The following is a 19,654-nucleotide window of genomic DNA, read 5'->3' on the forward strand; positions in this document are numbered from 1 at the left end:
GCGACACCAAGCTGGAGAATAAAGCTCAAGCTTTACGGTTCACCTGCATAACAGCGGTATTGTTCAGGAAGTGTGAGAGGAGGTAATCGATTCTCCTGAAACTAGCCGTTATAGCAAACTAACTGGCCTTGTCTATACTTTGATGAATAGTTAAAAGTCCAATAATTTCGATAGGTATCCACAATCATGGATCACAAGCATTTTTTTAGCTGGGGAGTAGATGCTAGTACTTCGCTGATAGGTAGTTATGATCCGCTATTGGTACTTTTATCGTATATTGTCGCCGCAATTGCTGGGTTTTGCGCGCTTAATATCATTAACTTTATCCGTACTAAGGTAGGCTCGAATCATTACTTATTAAAAGTATGTGGTGGTGCAATCTTAGGTTTAGGCGTTTGGAGTATGCACTTTATGGGCATGCTGGCTTTTTCCTTGCCTATTCCTGTATTTTATGATTTAACCATTACCTTGATTTCAATTTTACCGGCCATATTCGCAGCTATTGTTGTACTACATAACATCAGCAAACCTGACATCAGTTATACCAATATTATCTTTACCGCTTTACTGCTTGCCCTAGGTATCGCATCAATGCATTTTATCGGCATGAGTGCCATGTCGATGCAAGCCTATATGAGCCATGATGTGGTATTTGTTAGTTTATCCGTGTTAACTTCCTGGTTTTTAGCGGTAACCACCCTACTTATCAAGTCGAGGCGTATTGGTATTTTTAATTTAAGTGGCCGAGGTATTGATATTTTAGCGGGTTTGTTTTTTGGTTTTTCTGTAGCAACTATGCATTATTTAGCCATGGCTGCTACCTTGTTTTTTCCCGATAATACGATACATACTTCGGGCATAGATAACCGTGTAATTGGTTATGGCATTATCATTAGTGTGGTGCTGTTAATGGCATTATTAATGGCGGTGCTTTTTTATAAACAAAAAATAAAACAATTACTTGAACTGGCTTCTACTCATCACAAACGGGTTATTGAAACCATAGATAACATGCAAGACGGCTTTGTATTAAGTGATGAAAATGGCATCGTTATTTTAGTAAATACAAAGTTTATTAAAACTTTTGCTCATTCAGATCCTAAATTTGTCGGGGTGGGAGAAAATATTGCCAGCATGTATCAACGTATCGCGACTCTTTATTTGAAATTTTCCAATGATGCCGAGCGTATGCAGGTATTAGAGTTAATCAACCACAGCAGAGATCATTCAATATCGTTAAAAGTGCAGACTAAAGACGGCGGTTGGTGGTTGTTAAGGCAGAATAAAACTTTTGCTAAATCACTGATTCAAACATGGACTGATATCACTGAACAAACTAGTCAAGAGCAAGAATTGATAGCCGCTAAAAATACTGCTTTTGAATCGATAGAAAATTTAAAAAGTGCACAAGATGAATTAGTTGAAGCGAAGAAAATGGCATCTTTAGCCAGTGTAGTGACTGGGGTGGCTCATGAACTCAATACGCCTTTAGGTGTGGGCATCACCGCACTTTCATCTATCAAAGATATTATAGAAAATTTACAAAAAACAATTAATAGCGGTAAGCTAACAAAATCTAAGTTGGACAATAACTTAGATTCTATTTATAAGTTTGAAAGCTTAGCAATGTCTAATTTTGAGCGAGTAGCAAATTTAATACAGCAATTTCGTTATATTTCCGTCGATCAGCAAATGGAAGATAAGCTTAAATTTCAGCTAGATAAAAGCTTTCTTAAGATGATGCCCATTTGGCAACAAGTCGCTAAAAAGCAGAACATTAGTATCAATACCGATATTCCTACCAATATAACCTTATTTAGTTATGAAAATGCTATCTTCCAAGTACTGACAAGTTTCGTCACTAATTCACTAGAACATGCTTTTGCCGGCCAAAGTGACGGTGAAATACATATATCTGCACAAGTCGATAAACAAATGTTGCGCTTAACATACAGTGACAATGGTTGTGGTGTTAACACCAAGATAGTGAGTACTATTTTTGATCCCTTCGTCACTACGAATAGAAATGCAGGGGCGATGGGTTTAGGTTTGCATATTAGTTATAACTTAGTGCATCAGTTACTCAAAGGTAAAATCAGACTAGGCTCAGATAAAAATAGTCAGTCGAAAATAAAACAAACCCTGTTTATTGTTGAAATCCCATTAGATTTAAGTGCTGAAAAAAGTGACTCTATTGCTGCTAAAATCAGTAGTTAGCTCTGGTATGCGCTATTTTTTTGTGCTGTTTTACCGGTAAAAAACATTGCCAAGGCCTTTACTTTGAATTTTTAGTGATAGAAATATATCTGGCTGTGTTGCAACTACATTACCATTGATAATCTAAATGAGAATTGTTAACATGATTTTTTATAAATAACCTACAGAAGTAAAAGATGAAACGATTAATTATTACCTTGGTATTATTACTACCGACTTTACTTGTGGCAAAAGAGCACCAAGTTAAGTTATTAACCGCCAATGCTAGTGGTCAAACTATGATCATGGAGCCTGATTTTTTGAAAATTTCACCCGGTGATACCGTGCGCTTTATTCCGTCTGATGCTTCCCATAATGCACAATCTTTGCTCAGCCCAAAAGGTGGTATTACGTTTAATACGCCTATGGGGAAAGTTGCAGTAGTCGAATTCAAGCAAGAGGGGGTTTTTCTCTATAAATGTCTACCGCATTTCGCCCTTGGTATGGTTGGCGTTATCCAGGTAGGTAATGCGGTAAACCTAGCTGATGTTAAAACTCAGTGGCAAACATTACAGGCGGGTGTAGTGATGAATAAAGACCGGGTAACCGCTACTATTGCTAAAATAAAATAAAATAAAATAAAATAAAAAATCACAATCTCTATAGATTAAATTCAAGTGCACTGAGAAAGTTGCAACCAATTTATTATATGGATAAACTATAGTGCTGCTCATATCTCTCTTAAAGGGTTTAGTTAAATCCTCTAAGAGAGTTTTTCGTCGCTAGGCTAGTTGCCCTTGCTATTTATTATCTTAATAAATGAATATTTAAAAGCCGCACTTGTGGCTTTTTTTATCGGTGATTTATGCTGGCGAGGCAAATCTACTTAGAAATTTTTTGCAAACTTTGCCCTAGCCACTGCTTCATTTGTATTTCATTAAGGCCACCGGAAATACGGTCGATTTCTTCGCCCTTATGAAAAAAGACTAGAGTAGGTAAGCTGCGAATATTAGCCTTAGCTGCTATCTGCTGTATTTGCTCAGTGTTTACTTTGGCAAAAAGTAATGTCGGGGAGTCTTGTGACACTTTACTAAATACTGGCGCCATGTTTTGGCATGGGCCACACCAGCTTGCCCAAAAATCAACAACTACCGGTAAATCGTTACGTTCAATAAAGGCATAAAAATTATTACTTGTTAACTCAACAGGTTTAGCTGAATAAACGCCTTGCTGACATTTACCGCACTTTCCCTTGTTATGGTCTTTATCATCAGGAATGTGATTGGTAGTAAAACAGTTGGCACATACTATATTCATACGTTAGGTGTCACTTTCTTTAGAGGTCAATTTGTTGAATATTACCTGATTAGCAGGAAACTGTTAATAACTATCGACGCTGGCTCTTTGTTGATAAGCAAAGTGTGTCAATATGAATGCTTATGGTCATTCTTACACGTTTGTCGGTAAGTAACCGCCTTAACTAAATAGTCAGTGTACCGCTGGTATATTGTATGCAATAATATTTTATCATTCAAACAACAAAAATATCTAGATGCATAAATTTTCAATGACACTTGCCGCCGTTGCTATTACTTCGCTCCTTGCCGCTTGTGGCTCCAGCACTCATAACACAATAGCGCAGCAAGCAAACACCAGCATGACCACGGTAGCAATTGATCCTATGGTTGCCCAAATATTAGCGACAGATGTTGAGCAATTGTGGAGTCAAGACTTTAACCATTATCAAGCGGGTTTGCTCAAAGCGGTTGCCGATGCAATTTCACTTGAAGCATTAAAAGGTGAGTTAAATAATGATAACTTGGCCAAGCTAACTTTCTATTTACGTATCTACAGTAGTTTTGGTAGCGATAAAGACTGGCCTGCAGATACGGCTGAATCTGTTAACAATGCCTTGACCCATTTGTACAATATGCCGGGATTCTTTCAAGTAAATCAAACTACGGCGCGTTTGCATGAAAATTATGCTGTGGCCCTATACCGTTTGTATTTTTTAGCACCATTACAGCCTTTTACTGCTGAGCAAGTAAAACCGTTAACTCAGTTAATAGATCTTTATGCCAGCGCCGATTTAGCGGATGCGGAGCGCATAAATGATAAAGCCATTGATTATGCTTTATGGGAAATTCTTCGTGCGAGTGCCATTTTACCTTACGAAGCACGAAGAAAAAATAACAGTGTCTTTACCCAAGCGGTATTAGGTGCGGATGAGTTACCACAGGCGCTAACCGAATTTATTAGCGGTAAAAATAATACCTTAGCCGATAATGATTGGCCTAGGCAACACGCACTTTGGGCCTTGGCCCAATATTATAATTTATATAATAAAGAATATTGGAATGAATATTATCAGCGTACCAGTGACGAGCAAAAACGCTTAGATGATGACAAGCTAACACTGCAAGTCGAAGCTAAAATGGCTGCCCTTGATAACAGTGTTTGGGCTGCGTTAACTATAAATGACCAAGTATCAGCCCAGCAAAGTAAAACGCTTTTTAGTGTGCCGTATGTGGTCAACACTTTTCGAGGAAAATCAGCATGTGAAGAGGGGACATTAGCCGATCGCTGCATTACACCTACGATTGAACAAGCATTACCTAGCAATCATGAGTGTTCAGACCGAATTTATATTCTTAGCCAAGCTATGTCACTCGCCCAGTTAAATGACTCTTGCCAACAATTAATTTCTCAAGAAAGTAATTTTCATAACATCTTAGCCACTAATAATCAGCCAGTAGCCAATGATTTTAACGATAAATTACGTGTGGTCATTTTTGATAATCACGCAGAATATAATAAATACGGTCAACTGGTTTTTGATATTAATACCGATAATGGCGGCATGTACATAGAGGGCAGCCCACAAGATCCCGATAATATTGCTACTTTCTATTCATTCGAACACTTTTGGCTTAGACCTGAATTTGCCGTGTGGAACCTAAATCATGAGTTTGTCCATTACTTAGATGGTCGCTTCGTAAAATACGACACCTTTAATCACTTTCCTAGTCATATGGTGTGGTGGTCTGAAGGGTTGGCTGAATATGTAGCTAAGCAAGATAATAATCCTAAAGCCTTTAAATTGCTCAATGATACTCAAGCGCAAGATTGGCTGAGTTTAACGGATGTTTTTAATACCGAATATAAAGATGGTACCGACCGAGTGTATCGCTGGGGCTATTTAGCGGTGCGTTTTATGAATGAACGCCATCAAGTTGATTATAGAAAAATGGCACACTTGTTAAAGACTGATTTCTTTGCCGGCTATAAAAAATTATTAGCTGAGTCAGGAGAACAGTTTAAGGATGAATTTACTCACTGGCTTGTTGAGCATAATGCAAACTATGTCGCTGAAGCAGATGAAAATAATCCACACAAGCCACGTCAATTTTATCGCTATACTTATAAAGACTACTTACAGCCGGCACATTTAGTCGAAGATCACTTACATATGCACTGGCAATATTGGCATGAAAATGCCTTAAAGTCGACAGAAGCAAAACTTGCCAACGAGCATAACTAACCATCAATTAAGCTAATCTGTGGCTAGGCCCTTGAGCTTCCATTGCCGATAAACGCTAGCTAAAGGGCTTATCAATACCCTATGACTAGCGTTTTTTTATGGTAAGTTGAAAAGCAGTTTTGCAAACTGCGATTTATTAGTTGCAATAAGATAAAATTAACCGTCAGCTTGCTCATGAGTGAAAAAATATCTACAACATCAATAACTAATAAAATATTAAATTTGGCACTATTGATGCTTATCTTTTATTAATCATAGAGGTAATAAGTAAAACGTGTCGCGTAATTTTACTAAGTTGAGGGTAGTTGTATGTCAAGTAATAGTAATCATAGACGGATAATAATGTCAGCAGCTTTGCTGGATTTATATCAACAAAATGCCAAGGTAACACCTCAGGTTGATATGCATAGTGATAATTTTAATGAGCAAAACATTGAGAAAACTACGAAGAAATTGCTCGATAAGGATGACAATCCTTTTTATATTTTGGGTTATAACTAATACCAATCGGACTGATTTATTGCTCATTTAGCGAGAATTAAAAGCCTTAGTTTGTTCGTAAACTTTATTGTGCTTAATCACTATTTTTATCGATGAATAATGAACCGTGATAGTAGTTACTCTTTGATAATGCTAATAAGAATACTGCTATGGGGATATTAGCCTCAGCTAATGAGCAACAAGGTAACTTTATCTATAGCGGTAGAATGTTGTCACCAAACATTTATCCAAGATAAATAAGACTGCTAGTTAAACTACCTGGTGCCAGAAATTTTACTGTGCACCGAATACTGGCGCTATTCCTGACGTTAGTTTTGTTTACCTAGGCTGCTATAATAATAGACATAGAGAGCATCATGATATTTTGGTGTATCAACTATTTATGGAGGTTGAGATGGTTTCGTCAATCGAAGGTAATGGCTCTGTAGCCAAAGTGCTGCAACAACAGCAGCAACACATTGCAAGTCAACAAGAAGATCAGCGCATTAAAGATCAGCAAGAAGAGGTTAATCGCCAAGCGCAAGCAAGAAGCGCTGCTGAATCAAGTCGAAGCTCTGCTGATGATAGAAAAGGTCGCTCTGTGGATTTAAGCGTTTAATGTGACTATTTTAGTGCAACTTGCGGTCTGTTTGATAAGCCTACTCTAATTGGGCTTGTTCATTGTTATGAGAAAAAACACAATAACTTGTCTGACATTTTAACCCTATAAAATATTTCATCTCACTTGGCAAGTTATTGTTCAATAAAGTACCTGAGTCTACTAATAAAGGTAATAAAAATAAGTAAAAAGTGGTTTTATGGCAAAGGCTTAGCTAGAGTTAGTATTAAGTAAACGCTCGATTTAATAACAATGAAAAGTCTACATTACTATTTAGTTAGGGGTTAAAATGGAATCATTAAAAGTACAAGAATATATGAATCACTACCCAGTCACTTTTACCGAGAATATGTCTGTTGAAGAAGCGGTCTTACGTTTTTTAAAAACCAAGCAAATTGGCGGGCCAGTGATTGATGAAAACTATAAATTGTTAGGCTTTATTTCTGAAGGTGATGTTTTGGCTATTATGTTAGAAAGCCTTTATTTTAATGAACATGTTGCCATGATCAAAGATATTATGCGTAAAGATGTTTTATCAGTAAAACCCTATGCCAGTATCATTGAGCTGGGACAAAGCATGCGAGAAAATAAACCTAAGGTATACCCAGTGATTGATGATGATGACAATTTACTGGGTACTATCTCTCGTAATGAAGTATTACAAGCTTGTTATCAGCATGGCCGAGCAAGGCTATCCATTGAAAAAGAGCATGCTGCTGTTTGATGAAAAATATCGATACTCAAGGTGATATTCCTGATAGACCGGTGCTACTTGCCGCTGTAGGCGGCAAGTAGCACCGGTAAATAGGCGCGCAAAGCTCATTTACTGCCTTGTCCTTACTCTTTTTAATACTTTACTCGCTGTAATTACGAAGTATTACTGCTAAAATGCTCTTTTGATTTTCTATCCGAGTCTGTTTTGTCTGTTTCGATTGAGTCTGCTATCACTTCATTTTCCCATCTACAAAATCTTTTTGAATTATTGCCACAAGCAAAACATTGTGATGTGCCACGTTTTAAAAAAAGATTAAGCAACCTTAAAAAAACAATTGCTAAGGAGGCTGGGCAAAAGTCAGCGACCGAATTAGCAACATTGGCGTTATCAGCTAAGCAAATAAACTTAGTTGAGCAGTTGCAATGCCACATTGTTAAATCAATTAAAGATAAACAATATAAAATAAATAATTTACCAAAAATTAGCTATCCTGAAGGTTTACCCATAGCGGATAATGCCAAGCAAATTGCCCAAGCTATTCAAGCTAACCAAGTGGTTATTATTTCCGGTGAAACGGGCTCAGGAAAAACCACGCAAATCCCTAAAATTTGTCTAGAGCTAGGTCGTGGTGTTGATGGCCTTATTGGTCATACTCAACCTAGGCGTATTGCTGCGAGAACCGTTGCCAACCGAATTGCCGAAGAACTGGGTACCAAACTAGGCGACGAGGTCGGTTATAAAGTTCGTTTTAATGATCAAGTCAGTGACCGTAGCTATATTAAATTAATGACCGATGGTATTTTGCTGGCGGAAATGCAAAAAGACCGTTTACTGCGTCAATACGACACCATTATTATTGATGAAGCCCATGAGCGTAGTTTAAATATCGATTTTATTTTAGGTTATTTAAAACAAATACTGGTTAAACGACCTGATCTTAAGGTTATTATTACCTCAGCAACCATTGACCCGCAACGTTTTGCCAAACATTTTGCCAGTAAAACAGGTGTATTAGCGCCAATTATCGAAGTATCGGGCCGAACTTTTCCGGTTGAAATTCGCTATAGACCTTTAAATGATAGGCCCGTTGATGACGGTGAGGCGCAATCCAGCCAAGATGTCGATATTATCAGTGGCATTTTATCGGCGGTTGATGAACTCAGTGAGTGTAGCCAAGGCGATATTCTAGTGTTTCTTAACGGCGAGCGAGAAATACGTGATACTGCGGCCGCGCTCAATAATGCGAATTTACGCGATACCCATATATTACCCTTGTATGCCCGTTTAACCATTAGTGAGCAAAACCAGATATTTAAACCTCATAGTGGTCGTAACTTGATTTTGGCTACTAACGTCGCCGAAACGAGCTTAACCATACCGGGCATTAAATACGTTATTGATCCTGGTACCGCGCGTATTTCCCGTTATAGTTATCGCACTAAAGTTCAGCGTTTACCCATTGAAGCTATTTCACAGGCAAGTGCTAATCAACGTGCAGGCCGCTGTGGTCGTGTCTCTGATGGTATTTGTATTCGCTTATATGCCGAAGACGATTATAATAATCGGGTTGAATTTACCGAGCCAGAAATTTTACGCACTAACTTAGCCACGGTTATTCTACAAATGCATGCCCTAGACTTAGGCGACATTGCTAACTTCCCGTTTGTTGAGGCGCCAGATCATCGTAATATCTCCGACGGTGTGCGTTTATTGGAAGAAATCGCCGCCATTGAAAGTGTCGATAAGGACGGTAAATCAGCCCAAGGTAAACAGCTAAGTACGGCAACACAACTGACCAAGTCAGGGCGTTTATTAGCAAAGTTCCCCATAGACCCACGTTTGGCCAAAATGGTTATCACCGCCATTGAGTTTGGCTGTATAGAACAAATACTTATTATCGTTAGCGCGTTAAGCATTCAAGATCCGCGTGAAAGACCTTATGAAAAAAAACAGCTTAGTGATGAAAAACATAATCGTTTTAAAAATAAGCAATCTGATTTTGTCAGTTTATTGAATCTTTGGCAGTATTTTAACACCCAACAAAAAGACTTAACACAAAGCCAGTTTAGAAAGCTCTGCCAGCGTGAGTTTCTTTCTTATGTGCGTTTACGTGAATGGCAAGATATCTTTAGTCAATTAAAGATGACGCTAAAAGAGCAAAAAATAGCGTTAACATCCGTTGATTACCGTTTTACCTTACCCAGTATTGAGCAAGGTCAAGCAAACGATAAAAGCAAAGAGAGTGAGCAAGACTCAGCGTTAACACCTATTCACCAAGCATTATTATCTGGCTTGTTGAGTCATATCGGTCAACAAGATGAAAACCGCGAGTATAAGGGTGCGCGCGGCATGAAGTTTTTTATTTTCCCTGGCTCAGCATTAACTAAAAAGTCGCCTAAGTGGTTAATGTCGGCTGAATTAGTGGAAACCAGTCGATTATTTGCCCGTATGAATGCCAAGATAGATCCCTTGTGGCTTGAACCGCTGGCACAGCATCTCGTTAAGCGCAATTACAGTGAGCCGCACTGGGAGAAAAAGCAAGGTGCGGTGATGGCCTTTGAGCAAGTGACACTCTATGGGTTAACTATCGTCAATAAACGTAAGATTAACTTTAATACTATCGAGCCGGCTACTTGTCGTGAACTATTTATCCGCGAAGCGTTAGTTCATGGTGATTGTGTTATTAAAGAAAAATTCTTAAGTAAAAACCAACAATTAGTCGAAAGTATTGAAGCCTTGGAGCAAAAAGCTCGCCGGAAAGATTTCTTGATTGATGAACAGCACTTGGTAGATTTTTACCGTGATAAGTTACCCGAAACGGTTATTTGCCAACGTAGCTTTCTTGCTTGGTGGAAAAAAGCCAAGCAAGTTAATGGTCATTTATTAGACTTTAGTAAAGCCTTTTTATTAAATGAATCCTCGGCTGAACTGAGTGAAGCAGACTATCCAGATCTGTGGCATCAAGATAACATTACCTTGCCGCTAAGCTATCATTTTACGCCAGGTGATATTGATGATGGCATTAGCCTTATTATTCCTATTGCCTTATTGAACCAAGTACAGGATGTTGGTTTTGATTGGTTGATCCCAGCATTACACCATGAGCTCGTTATCGCTTTGATTAAAGCACTGCCTAAAACATTAAGGCGTAACTTTGTTCCAGCACCTAACTATGCTCAAGCTTGTTTAGCGGCAATGCCGAGCGAGCAAGGTGATTTGCAACCGGCACTGGCAAAACATCTATTACGCATGACTGGGGTACGTTTACCCGAAGATGCTTGGCATGATATTTCACTGCCAGTACATTTAACGATGAATTTTCAAATAGTAGATGATAAAGGTAAGTTATTAAAGCAGGGCCGAGACCTTAACGAGCTTAAAGCTGAGCTACAAGGTAAAGTTAAAGCCTCGATAAAAAAAGTAGCAGAAAAAGGCATAGAGCAAACCGATTTAACTCAGTGGAACTTTGGTAAATTACCTAAAGGTTATGAAAAGAAAATTGCCAATATAACGATTAAGGCCTTTCCTGCGTTAGTTGACCATAAAAGCAGTGTCGCCATCGAGCTTTTTGAGCAAGAGCAACATGCACAAGATGCCATGTTAAAAGGTATCAGCCGACTTATTTTGTTGAATATCCCGACACCAGTAAAATATTTACAGGAAAAACTGCCGAATAAAGCCAAGCTTGGTTTATATTTTAACCCTTTTGGCACAATCAATGAGCTACTACAAGACTGTATTCAAGGTGCTTGTTTGTCTTTGGTGCAAGAGTTTGCTCAACAGAAAAATGCTGGCCAACTTCCGCGTGATGAACTACAGTTTGCTCAATGTAGTGATTATGTTAGGGCTGAAATAGCTGAATGTGTATTAGCGGCCGCCATTAAAGTGGAGCGTGCCTTAAGTTTACGCTATGAAGTGGCCAAAAAGATGAAGGGTAGCGTGCCGTTAAATGTTATCCAATCTCATGGTGATATTAAACAGCAATGTGAAAAATTAGTGTTCAAAGGTTTTGTCAGTGACTCTGGCTTAAGTAGACTCGATGATATTACTCGCTATTTACAAGGCATGTTACGTCGTTTAGAGAAGCTACCCATTGACCCTAATCAAGATAGATTAAAACTTATTGATGTGAATAAAGTGAATGACGCCTATCAAGTCATCATAGGTAAACAGCGCAAAGATAAACCCGTTGAAAGTGAGTTACTTAACACTCGTTGGTTGATTGAAGAGCTGCGTATTTCATTGTTTGCACAAAACCTTGGCACTGCCGCGCCGGTATCAGTAAAACGTATTCTTAATTATTTAAAGGACTTTTCTTAGTTAACCGTTAATGTGCTTTTTTATGACGGTTAGTTGACACTTCGGCTTTTGCTCAGTATAAATAATAAGGTATTAAATAGTTTGTTTGGGAGAGCGAATGAAAGGTTTTGATGATAAACGTGATTTTTACCGCATGATGTTAAATAGTGAAGTTTATGTCACTGTTATAGATGACGAAGTAAACAGTCATTTTCTTGCTACCTGCCGGGATTTAAGTGCCACGGGTATGGCGTTTGAAATTGAACATCCATTAGCTATATCGACCCATGTTAGAGTGAAAATTGATTCAGCTAGCAGTCAAGTTCAAGCACTGGATGTCAGTGGTCGTGTGGTGCGCATTGAAGAAGAAAGTAAAAATTGTTACCTCATTGGCATTACTATCGAAGAAATTGATTAGCGGATTCATTTACTTTTTCCATTTCGATAAAAATAAAACCAGAGTAAATTCTGGTTTTATCTAGTCTTGCGGTTATTTTTTTATATTCACCGTTTGATTTATATTAATGGCCTTAACGACAACCGCTAGTATCAAAATCAATAACTAACGAAGCATTATTCGCCTCACCAGATACCTTAATATATCCCCAGTATTCCGACAGATTTGTTAAGTAAATACACTCACTATTACCTGAGTTATATGAAGCACCATGATGATTAGCACCATTTGGCCAGCCCATATTACTAAACTCTATGCTTAAGTCGCCAGTACCATTACCGGTAGTGATAGCAATACTGCTATGACCACTAACATCGGCAATGGATAACCAACTAGTACTTATATTACCAAGACAAATGGCTTGTCCTGCTTGTACTTGACCACTTGACTGTGGCCCTTGCACAGCACACATATCAGCAACATTACTACCTGGTGTTGTTGAGGCACTAATATTAGCCGTTGTTGTCGCTGTTTCCGTTAAACCTTGATTATCGGTAATGCTCAAGGTTACTGGATAATTGTTTGCTGAAGTATAAGTATGACTTGGGTTTGCTAATGAGCTGCTCGCGCCATCACCAAAGTTCCAACTATATGAGGCAATTGCACCATCAGAATCATAGCTGCCGGCGCTACTAAAGCTAACCTCGACACCTTCATCCGCAACATACGGGCCATTGATGTAAACAACGGGCGCTGTATTTGGTGTTCCTTGACCTGTATCGAAGCTGGCCGTAAGGGTGACATTGACAAAGGCACTATACGCATTAACATTCATATACCAAGTCCCAGCAGCAGGAGCGGCAACTGTACATGTTTCATTATTACCCGCCAGGTAAGGACGACAATCATAGCTACTAGCCGATGGCGCTGTGCCTTGCTTAAGGAATAAGTCAGCGTCGCCACTGCCGCCATTAATACTTACCACTAAGTTTGTTGCTCCCACGGGGACATGAATATAATAACTGTCAGTGGTTTGATTAGTACTTGCGCTTAAGCCTGATTTTGAGCCACCGTTAGCAATTTCAAGACTGGGTCCAGAGGAAATAGTCACCGGTGCAGTTGCTGTACCAATAGCGCCTTTATCATCTGTTACCGTTAAGGTTACCCTATAGTTATTAGCCGTAGCGTAACTGTGGCTAGTGGTGCTACCTGTGCTCGTTGTACCATCACCAAAATCCCAACTATAACTTACGATAGAGCCATCTGAGTCTACTGAGCCGTTACTATCAAAGTTGATCACTTCATTCACTTGACCTGCATAGGGTCCATTCGCGTTGGCTGATGGTGCCGCGTTATTTGGTGTTGTGCCACCATCACTTTTCACGGTTTGTGTCCAGGTGGTAAATTCGTTACTGTAATTGCTAACCCAAGTATTTAAACGTGTTTTATAAGCAGTCCAGTTACCGGCGCGTGTTTCTGCAATCATGGCTTTAACTTCACTGAAATGGTTTTCAAACATAAAGCGCACCGCTAAATAACCCCAGCGATAAATTCTATCCTGATCAAAACCATCATAAGTGGTTTCAAATATGGTACTTAGGGTATAAGTTGAGCCATCATGAATGGTATCAATTGCTGCTTGGTTATTATTTTGATTGGCAACGTATTCGGCCACACCTTCAGCCCACCAAACAACTTTTTCAGTTGGGGTGTTAAAGTTGCCAAACAAATCAAAACGCCCATCTAGGTAATGTACGTACTCGTGCTCTAAGTTCCAAACATAATGTGGCGCTTCAGCATAAGAGGCTTCATAGGCAACAAAGTTTGGGATATTACCGGCAACGGATGGGTCACCTTCTAAATACATACCACCATTATTGGTATTTATATCAAAGATAGCACCGGCATATTTACCATAGTCGGTGCTGCTATCGAAAATATTAATTTGCAATTGATTATTGGTATCACCAGGTATTGGCACATTGCCAGACTGTGTTTTGTTGTGGAAATAAGTTTCTTCAGCCCCTAACACGGAACAAGCAGATGATTGCTGCGCCGATGTTAGGTTTTGCGAGCGAATTTTAAGCGTTGAACTACAGGTATAAGTTTGTGCTAACGCTTTTGCTTCTAATTGCGTTTCATAACCACAAATACCGTAATCAGCACAGTTACCATAGTAAGTGGCGGTATCAGCAGCGCCTAACCAGACAGCATCGCCATTACCAAACATAACATAGTTAGCAAAAATGCTATTTAGGCCTGAGTCAACAGTAGACTGAATAGCCGTACCGTACATCTTCATTCGACCTAATTCACGGGCCGCATTAGAGATAAGATATTCAGACTCACTGTTAAGCATCCAACTTTGTTGAGTAAAGTTATTTAAGCGACTTATTAACGTGGTGTCATTATTTACTAAGTTTTTAAAATTAGTATTGTATTGGCCGCGAAATAAAATAGTGAAGATACCATTAACGGCACTACGTATATTCCATTTATTGGCGTAACTTTGATTCCAGCGGCTTAACCATTCTTTAACAACAGGTAAATATATATCTTGTTGCTCAGAGCTATCCATAGTGATGATAACTTCAGCTAAGGTTTTACCATGGGCGTCGTTATCTTGGTAAAAGTTGGCATTGTTAACAAAAGCATCAATAGCACCTTTAACCGCAGGTTTTACCCAAGAGACAAACGTTACGCCATTATTGTAAAACTCGACATAATAGCCAGCGCGTAGATAAAGAAACATGGCTTCAATATCTACGTCACCACCACCGGCATACGATTGAGATAAGCTTTTTAAATGATTAGCCACTGAGTACATGTTGTCTGAGCTATAGGCACTTGTTTGAATGCTAGCTGAGGCGTTAAACAATTCATTAACACAATTCGGACCTTGAGCTTTAATTTCATTGATCAAGGTTGATGCGTTTGATGTAGCAAATGCATTAACGTTACAAGGCGCTGCGGCAGCGACTTGTAATGACATGGGCTGCATAGCTTGGCTATTTATACTTGTTAATGGCTTTGCCGTTGTTTGCTTATCCCTTTGGGGCGTAGGTGCTTTAATATCTAGGGTGTTTTCATGTGCATGACCACTGTGTAATTCGAGGCTTGGCACGCTTGCTTGTTGGGGCGCTTGCGGTATGTGTGCTGCTTGTGCCGAGGCCATTGTTAGCAAAGTACAGCTAGCAATAAAGAGCTTGTTAAGCTTCATGTTTATCTTCCTTTTTCTTGTTAGTATTATTTTGTCTTCCCTAAGTCATGAATTATTCATGTAAAAGCCACATCCATGAGGCAAACAAAATCTACCATATACTTTATACCGTATACAATATAAAAGTTGATCAATTTTTAAGCGCAAACTGTACCCTAAGGATTGCTTACCTTGATAATACTGGTTTGAATTGAGGTTAATATTAATGAACTATCTTGTTAACACATTGTAAATTAACAGCAATGTAAAGGAGGATTAAATATTATCGTCGTAATAATTAGGGGCAAGAATTAGCGATTTTGGTGGGTTATTTAAAGAAAATAAATTTTAATTTCGAAGCTGTTTAAGCTGAAGTTTGTGCAATATAACGTTAGCTATTGAATTGTAATAGTTAAGTGATGCCAATATCTCTACTTGATATTTTTTACTGCAAGGCAAGTTGAGCCGACAATAACAACCTATTGCCAGTGAATTTACGCAGGCGCCGGTAAAATAGTTGCTAGAACAACATATATTAAGCAGAGTATCGCTTATTTAAGCGCTTTAACCTGAAATTTATCAACATTGGCTAATTTTTATTGAGATGGCCATCCATAGCCATCACTACAATGAGATGTTTTTGCTGATATGTTAACTACTCAACCTGGCAAACTAAACCTTTTAGATAATAGCCTTCAGGGTAATTAGATGAAATAGGGTGATCTGCAGCTTGTTGTAATCGTTCGACAAAATAAACCTTTCTTTTGGCATCTAATGCGGCATCGGCAACTACTTTTTGAAATAAACTTGCATCGAGTAAGCCTGAGCACGAAAATGTCAGCAATATGCCATTAGGGTTTAATAACTGCATAGCAATCATGTTGATGTCTTTATAACCACGACAAGCGCCCGTTAACTGTGCTTTTGATTCAACAAATTTAGGCGGGTCAAGGATAATCATATCAAAGCGACGTTTTTCTTCGCGGTATTTTCGTAATAACTTAAAAACATCATCTTTAACAAAAGAAACGTTGGCGTCAGTCAAACCATTTAAGGCCAGGTTACGTTTACCCATATCAAGAGCCGCTTGCGATACATCGACATTAATGACTTCTTTGGCATTGTTCGCCGCGCAATGTAGTGCAAAACTACTGGTATAGGAAAAACAATTTAAAATAGTCTTTCCTTTGGCAAACTTACCCGCAGTAAGTCGAGAGTCTCGTTGGTCGAGATAAAAACCTGTTTTGTGGCCAGTAGCGATATCAACGTAAATTTTGATACCGTACTCTTCAATAATACATTCGGTTGACTCTTGTGGCTCAGTTAACCAACCGGTTACCGGCTCTAAGCCTTCTTTCTTACGGACATCAACATCAGAGCGCTCATAGATATGACAATTAGGATAAAGCTCGGTTAAACAGCTAACTATGGTGTAGCGATGGAAATCTGCGCCAGCGCTAAGTAACTGACACACTATAAAATTATCATATTTATCAATAGTGACGCCAGGTAGGCCATCGGACTCACCAGCAATCAAGCGATAGCCAGTTAATTTTCCCTGAGCGATAAACCAATCACGCCTAAGTTGCGCCTTTTGTAATTTATTAAAGAAAAAATCACGATCAATTTCTTCATTCTCATCAAAGCTCCAGACTCTTATTCTAATTTGAGATTCAGGTGAATAAGCACCTTTAGCTAACCAATTACCTTTACTATCGAATACATCAACAGTATCCCCAAGCATAGGTTTACCTTTGATTTTATTGATAGCTTTCGAAAAAATCCACGGGTGTTTACGTAATAAAGATTTTTCACGACCAACATTTAAAGAAATTCTTGCTGACATAGGTCTATACTTATTTTTAATGAATAAAATACCTAGTGTGAAACGAGGTTTTATTCGGTGAAAGAGATATTTGTGCCGATTTTAGACAATGACGGTCCCAGGTGCAAACTTTACTGATAATAATAGTGATTTAATAAGAGAAACAGGTATGAATGTTAGTTATATTGCGCATATTTCCGGTAGGGTGCAAGGGGTTTATTTTCGAGCCTCATCTCAGCAACAAGCTATTGAATATAGCTTAAGTGGCTATGCGCGTAATTTAGCCGATGGTGATGTCGAAGTGCTACTTTGTGGTGAGCAGGTTAATATTGACAAAATGCTAGTATGGCTGGCCCATGGCCCAGATAAAGCAAAAGTGACCGAAATACAGCATAAAAAAGTGCCATGGCAAGAACATAACTTTTTTTCTATTGGATAAGTCCGCTGTTAAGAATCATTATATTGATAACGGTAAAAGTGTTATGGCTTAACAAAGCTAAAACGTTTTAGCATTTTACCGTCTCGCTCGATCGTTTCATCAAACATAGTTAAAGGGCGCAGCCATATATCTTCTTTATTATCAGCAGGGTGGTAAACCACCATATATTCTTCGGTTTCACTATGTCGACCAATATGAAGTACTTGGTAGTAGTTGCCTTTAAAGTGCTGGTAGGTACCTGTTTTTAACATTATTTTATCTTATTGGTAATTATTGTAGAGGAGGTGTTAAAACGGGTCTTTTAATATTTTATCAATAAACCACTTGCCGTCACGCTGGACAATCGCGAGGCGTTTAATGTCTTTAACTCGGTTTTCTTGGTAATAGCCATCAAAATATACGGTAATTCTAGCACTACCTTTAAATTGTTCTCTCACTTTTACCCCTGAGCTATCGGGCGTAATTGTAACTTTATCGTATGACATATTAAACAAGTGACGGGCTACCGCTTGAGGTGAGCGATAATGAAGAATAAGTCGGGCTAACTTAGGATTACAAACCGAAGCGGCTTTTTCAATATTTTTTTCATTATAAAGTGCATCAAAAAACGCAATGGCAACAATTTCTGGGTCATCAACCGTGGTGATTTTTTTTGAGTCATTGTTATCACAAGCAGTTAATAAAAAGATTGAGCTTAATAACAAAGCAGATATAAGGGTTTTTAGATAGCGCATTAAAGTAAGTCAAAGTAAAAGCATCATGCTTAATACTAACGTAATTACTTCGTTAAAGTGAAGTGAAATATCTAGGTGAACGGTTAAAAAGAAAAAGGCACCGAAGTGCCTTTAGTCAACATTAAGTTCATCTAGTCCTATTTATTGAACAAGTTCTTTATCGCTAAAGCTGTCACTAAAAAGCGCACTTGATAAATAGCGTTCCGCAGAGCTTGGTAAAATAACGACAATATTTTTACCTTTATTTTCAGGACGTTCAGCTATACGTTTCGCAGCAACAACTGCGGCGCCTGATGAAATACCAGCAAGAATACCTTCTTCTTTCATTAAACGGTGTGTCATAGCAAAAGCATCCTCATTTGAAACGAGTTCAACGGCATCTACCATTTCAAGATCTAAGTTACCAGGAATAAAGCCGGCACCGATACCTTGAATTTTATGAGGGCCTGGTGTTAACTCTTCACCCGCAAGAGCTTGAGTGATTACCGGGGAGTCTACTGGCTCAACTGCAACCGTAATAATGGCTTTACCTTTGGTTAGTTTAATATAGCGACTGGTACCGGTAAGGGTACCACCAGTACCAACACCAGAAACAAAGATATCTATATTACCCTCGGTATCATTCCATATTTCTGGTCCAGTGGTTTCTTCATGAATCTTGGGGTTCGCTGGATTATCAAACTGACCTAATAATACATATTTTTCTGGGTCAGAATCTTTTATCTCTTGGGCTTTAGCAATTGCGCCACCCATACCTTTAGCGCCGTCAGTAAGTTCAACTTTTGCACCTAACGCAATCAGTAATTTACGACGTTCTAAGCTCATGGTGCTAGGCATGGTTAGGGTAATGGCGTAGCCACGCGCTGCAGCAACAAACGCTAATGCGATACCGGTATTGCCACTTGTTGGCTCAACAATTTCTTTTCCTGGGCCTAATAAGCCTTTTTCTTCAGCATCCCACACCATACTCGCGCCGATACGACACTTAACGCTGAAGCTTGGATTTCTAGCTTCTATTTTAGCGTAAACATTTGCGCTATTTTCAGCATTAATTACTCGGTTTAGCTTCACCAGAGGAGTGTTACCTATGGTGGTGGTGTTGTCTTTGAAAATTTTAGACATATTGGATCCTGTGAATTAGTTATATTAACTGACTAAGAGTAGCTTTTTGTTATAAAAAAAGAAGTGATATTTTGTTATAACTTATATT

15 protein-coding genes are annotated in these 19,654 nt (G+C 38.7%); 9 read left to right on the plus strand and 6 right to left on the minus strand.

All coding sequences use genetic code 11. The features are described 5' to 3' along the window. Positions 1-186 precede the first annotated feature (186 nt). Complete coding sequence (locus MTCD1_RS04085; protein ID WP_057181169.1) at positions 187-2,217, plus strand: MHYT domain-containing protein; 2,031 nt, start codon at positions 187-189, stop codon at positions 2,215-2,217. Positions 2,218-2,393: 176 nt separating this feature from the next. Next, positions 2,394-2,828 (plus strand): plastocyanin/azurin family copper-binding protein, encoded by a 435-nt coding sequence (locus tag MTCD1_RS04090; RefSeq protein ID WP_057181168.1) that lies wholly within the window; start codon positions 2,394-2,396, stop codon positions 2,826-2,828. Positions 2,829-3,078: 250 nt separating this feature from the next. Here the strand turns inward: MTCD1_RS04090 and trxC are convergent, their stop codons facing one another. Continuing rightward, positions 3,079-3,513 (minus strand): thioredoxin TrxC, encoded by a 435-nt coding sequence (gene trxC / locus MTCD1_RS04095; RefSeq protein WP_057181167.1) that lies wholly within the window; start codon positions 3,511-3,513, stop codon positions 3,079-3,081. A 235-nt stretch (positions 3,514-3,748) separates the two neighbouring features. Here trxC and MTCD1_RS04100 point away from each other — a divergent pair, with 235 nt between their 5' ends. The 6 genes from MTCD1_RS04100 to MTCD1_RS04120 all read left to right on the plus strand — a co-directional run bounded on the left by MTCD1_RS04100 (position 3,749) and on the right by MTCD1_RS04120 (position 12,268). Then, positions 3,749-5,737, plus strand: coding sequence for a collagenase (locus MTCD1_RS04100; protein ID WP_057181166.1), 1,989 nt, complete (start codon positions 3,749-3,751; stop codon positions 5,735-5,737). A 309-nt stretch (positions 5,738-6,046) separates the two neighbouring features. Then, positions 6,047-6,238, plus strand: coding sequence for a hypothetical protein (locus tag MTCD1_RS20620; RefSeq protein WP_143760086.1), 192 nt, complete (start codon positions 6,047-6,049; stop codon positions 6,236-6,238). Positions 6,239-6,632: 394 nt separating this feature from the next. Continuing rightward, a complete protein-coding gene (locus MTCD1_RS04105) occupies positions 6,633-6,836 on the plus strand; it encodes a hypothetical protein (RefSeq protein ID WP_057181165.1) in 204 nt (67 codons plus the stop codon). A 289-nt stretch (positions 6,837-7,125) separates the two neighbouring features. Further along, complete coding sequence (locus MTCD1_RS04110; protein WP_057181164.1) at positions 7,126-7,560, plus strand: CBS domain-containing protein; 435 nt, start codon at positions 7,126-7,128, stop codon at positions 7,558-7,560. Between the two features lie 195 nt (positions 7,561-7,755). Then, entirely contained in the window at positions 7,756-11,871 is a 4,116-nt protein-coding gene (gene hrpA, locus MTCD1_RS04115; RefSeq protein ID WP_231733034.1) for an ATP-dependent RNA helicase HrpA, read from the plus strand. 97 nt (positions 11,872-11,968) lie between these two features. Next, positions 11,969-12,268, plus strand: a complete 300-nt coding sequence (locus MTCD1_RS04120) for a PilZ domain-containing protein (RefSeq protein WP_057181163.1) — start codon at positions 11,969-11,971, stop codon at positions 12,266-12,268. A 112-nt stretch (positions 12,269-12,380) separates the two neighbouring features. Here MTCD1_RS04120 and MTCD1_RS04125 read toward each other — a convergent pair whose 3' ends face one another. After that, positions 12,381-15,467, minus strand: coding sequence for a collagenase (locus MTCD1_RS04125; protein WP_057181162.1), 3,087 nt, complete (start codon positions 15,465-15,467; stop codon positions 12,381-12,383). A 634-nt stretch (positions 15,468-16,101) separates the two neighbouring features. Further along, a complete protein-coding gene (locus tag MTCD1_RS04130) occupies positions 16,102-17,292 on the minus strand; it encodes a class I SAM-dependent methyltransferase (protein ID WP_057181161.1) in 1,191 nt (396 codons plus the stop codon). 148 nt (positions 17,293-17,440) lie between these two features. Between MTCD1_RS04130 and MTCD1_RS04135 the strand changes: the two genes are divergently transcribed. Beyond that, positions 17,441-17,710 carry an acylphosphatase gene (locus MTCD1_RS04135; protein ID WP_057181345.1) on the plus strand — a complete coding sequence of 90 codons (270 nt, stop codon included), beginning with the start codon at positions 17,441-17,443 and terminating at the stop codon, positions 17,708-17,710. A gap of 41 nt (positions 17,711-17,751) precedes the next feature. Here MTCD1_RS04135 and MTCD1_RS04140 read toward each other — a convergent pair whose 3' ends face one another. The 3 genes from MTCD1_RS04140 to cysK all read right to left on the minus strand — a co-directional run bounded on the left by MTCD1_RS04140 (position 17,752) and on the right by cysK (position 19,566). Then, the gene (locus MTCD1_RS04140) at positions 17,752-17,961 is read right to left on the minus strand and encodes a DUF1653 domain-containing protein (RefSeq protein WP_057181160.1); all 210 of its coding nucleotides are present in this window, start codon (positions 17,959-17,961) and stop codon (positions 17,752-17,754) included. Between the two features lie 36 nt (positions 17,962-17,997). Further along, on the minus strand, positions 17,998-18,444 hold the full coding sequence (locus MTCD1_RS04145; protein ID WP_057181159.1) for a hypothetical protein: 447 nt from the start codon (positions 18,442-18,444) through the stop codon (positions 17,998-18,000). Positions 18,445-18,585: 141 nt separating this feature from the next. Continuing rightward, positions 18,586-19,566 carry a cysteine synthase A gene (gene cysK / locus MTCD1_RS04150; RefSeq protein ID WP_057181158.1) on the minus strand — a complete coding sequence of 327 codons (981 nt, stop codon included), beginning with the start codon at positions 19,564-19,566 and terminating at the stop codon, positions 18,586-18,588. Positions 19,567-19,654: the final 88 nt, after the last annotated feature.

This window comes from Colwellia marinimaniae (assembly GCF_002207865.1).
In the GTDB taxonomy this organism is placed as follows: domain Bacteria; phylum Pseudomonadota; class Gammaproteobacteria; order Enterobacterales; family Alteromonadaceae; genus Colwellia; species Colwellia marinimaniae.

What these genes read in the sequence shown, in the direction of transcription:
- MTCD1_RS04085 (WP_057181169.1), top strand. Translation starts at nt 187, where the DNA reads ATGGATCACAAGCATTTTTTTAGCTGGGGAGTAGATGCTAGTACTTCG.
- MTCD1_RS04135 (WP_057181345.1), top strand. Translation starts at nt 17,441, where the DNA reads ATGAATGTTAGTTATATTGCGCATATTTCCGGTAGGGTGCAAGGGGTT.
- MTCD1_RS04125 (WP_057181162.1), bottom strand. Translation starts at nt 15,467, where the DNA reads ATGAAGCTTAACAAGCTCTTTATTGCTAGCTGTACTTTGCTAACAATG.
- MTCD1_RS04140 (WP_057181160.1), bottom strand. Translation starts at nt 17,961, where the DNA reads ATGTTAAAAACAGGTACCTACCAGCACTTTAAAGGCAACTACTACCAA.
- MTCD1_RS04110 (WP_057181164.1), top strand. Translation starts at nt 7,126, where the DNA reads ATGGAATCATTAAAAGTACAAGAATATATGAATCACTACCCAGTCACT.
- cysK (WP_057181158.1), bottom strand. Translation starts at nt 19,566, where the DNA reads ATGTCTAAAATTTTCAAAGACAACACCACCACCATAGGTAACACTCCT.
- MTCD1_RS04130 (WP_057181161.1), bottom strand. Translation starts at nt 17,292, where the DNA reads ATGTCAGCAAGAATTTCTTTAAATGTTGGTCGTGAAAAATCTTTATTA.
- MTCD1_RS04105 (WP_057181165.1), top strand. Translation starts at nt 6,633, where the DNA reads ATGGTTTCGTCAATCGAAGGTAATGGCTCTGTAGCCAAAGTGCTGCAA.
- MTCD1_RS04120 (WP_057181163.1), top strand. Translation starts at nt 11,969, where the DNA reads ATGAAAGGTTTTGATGATAAACGTGATTTTTACCGCATGATGTTAAAT.
- MTCD1_RS04100 (WP_057181166.1), top strand. Translation starts at nt 3,749, where the DNA reads ATGCATAAATTTTCAATGACACTTGCCGCCGTTGCTATTACTTCGCTC.
- MTCD1_RS04090 (WP_057181168.1), top strand. Translation starts at nt 2,394, where the DNA reads ATGAAACGATTAATTATTACCTTGGTATTATTACTACCGACTTTACTT.
- trxC (WP_057181167.1), bottom strand. Translation starts at nt 3,513, where the DNA reads ATGAATATAGTATGTGCCAACTGTTTTACTACCAATCACATTCCTGAT.
- MTCD1_RS20620 (WP_143760086.1), top strand. Translation starts at nt 6,047, where the DNA reads ATGTCAAGTAATAGTAATCATAGACGGATAATAATGTCAGCAGCTTTG.
- MTCD1_RS04145 (WP_057181159.1), bottom strand. Translation starts at nt 18,444, where the DNA reads ATGCGCTATCTAAAAACCCTTATATCTGCTTTGTTATTAAGCTCAATC.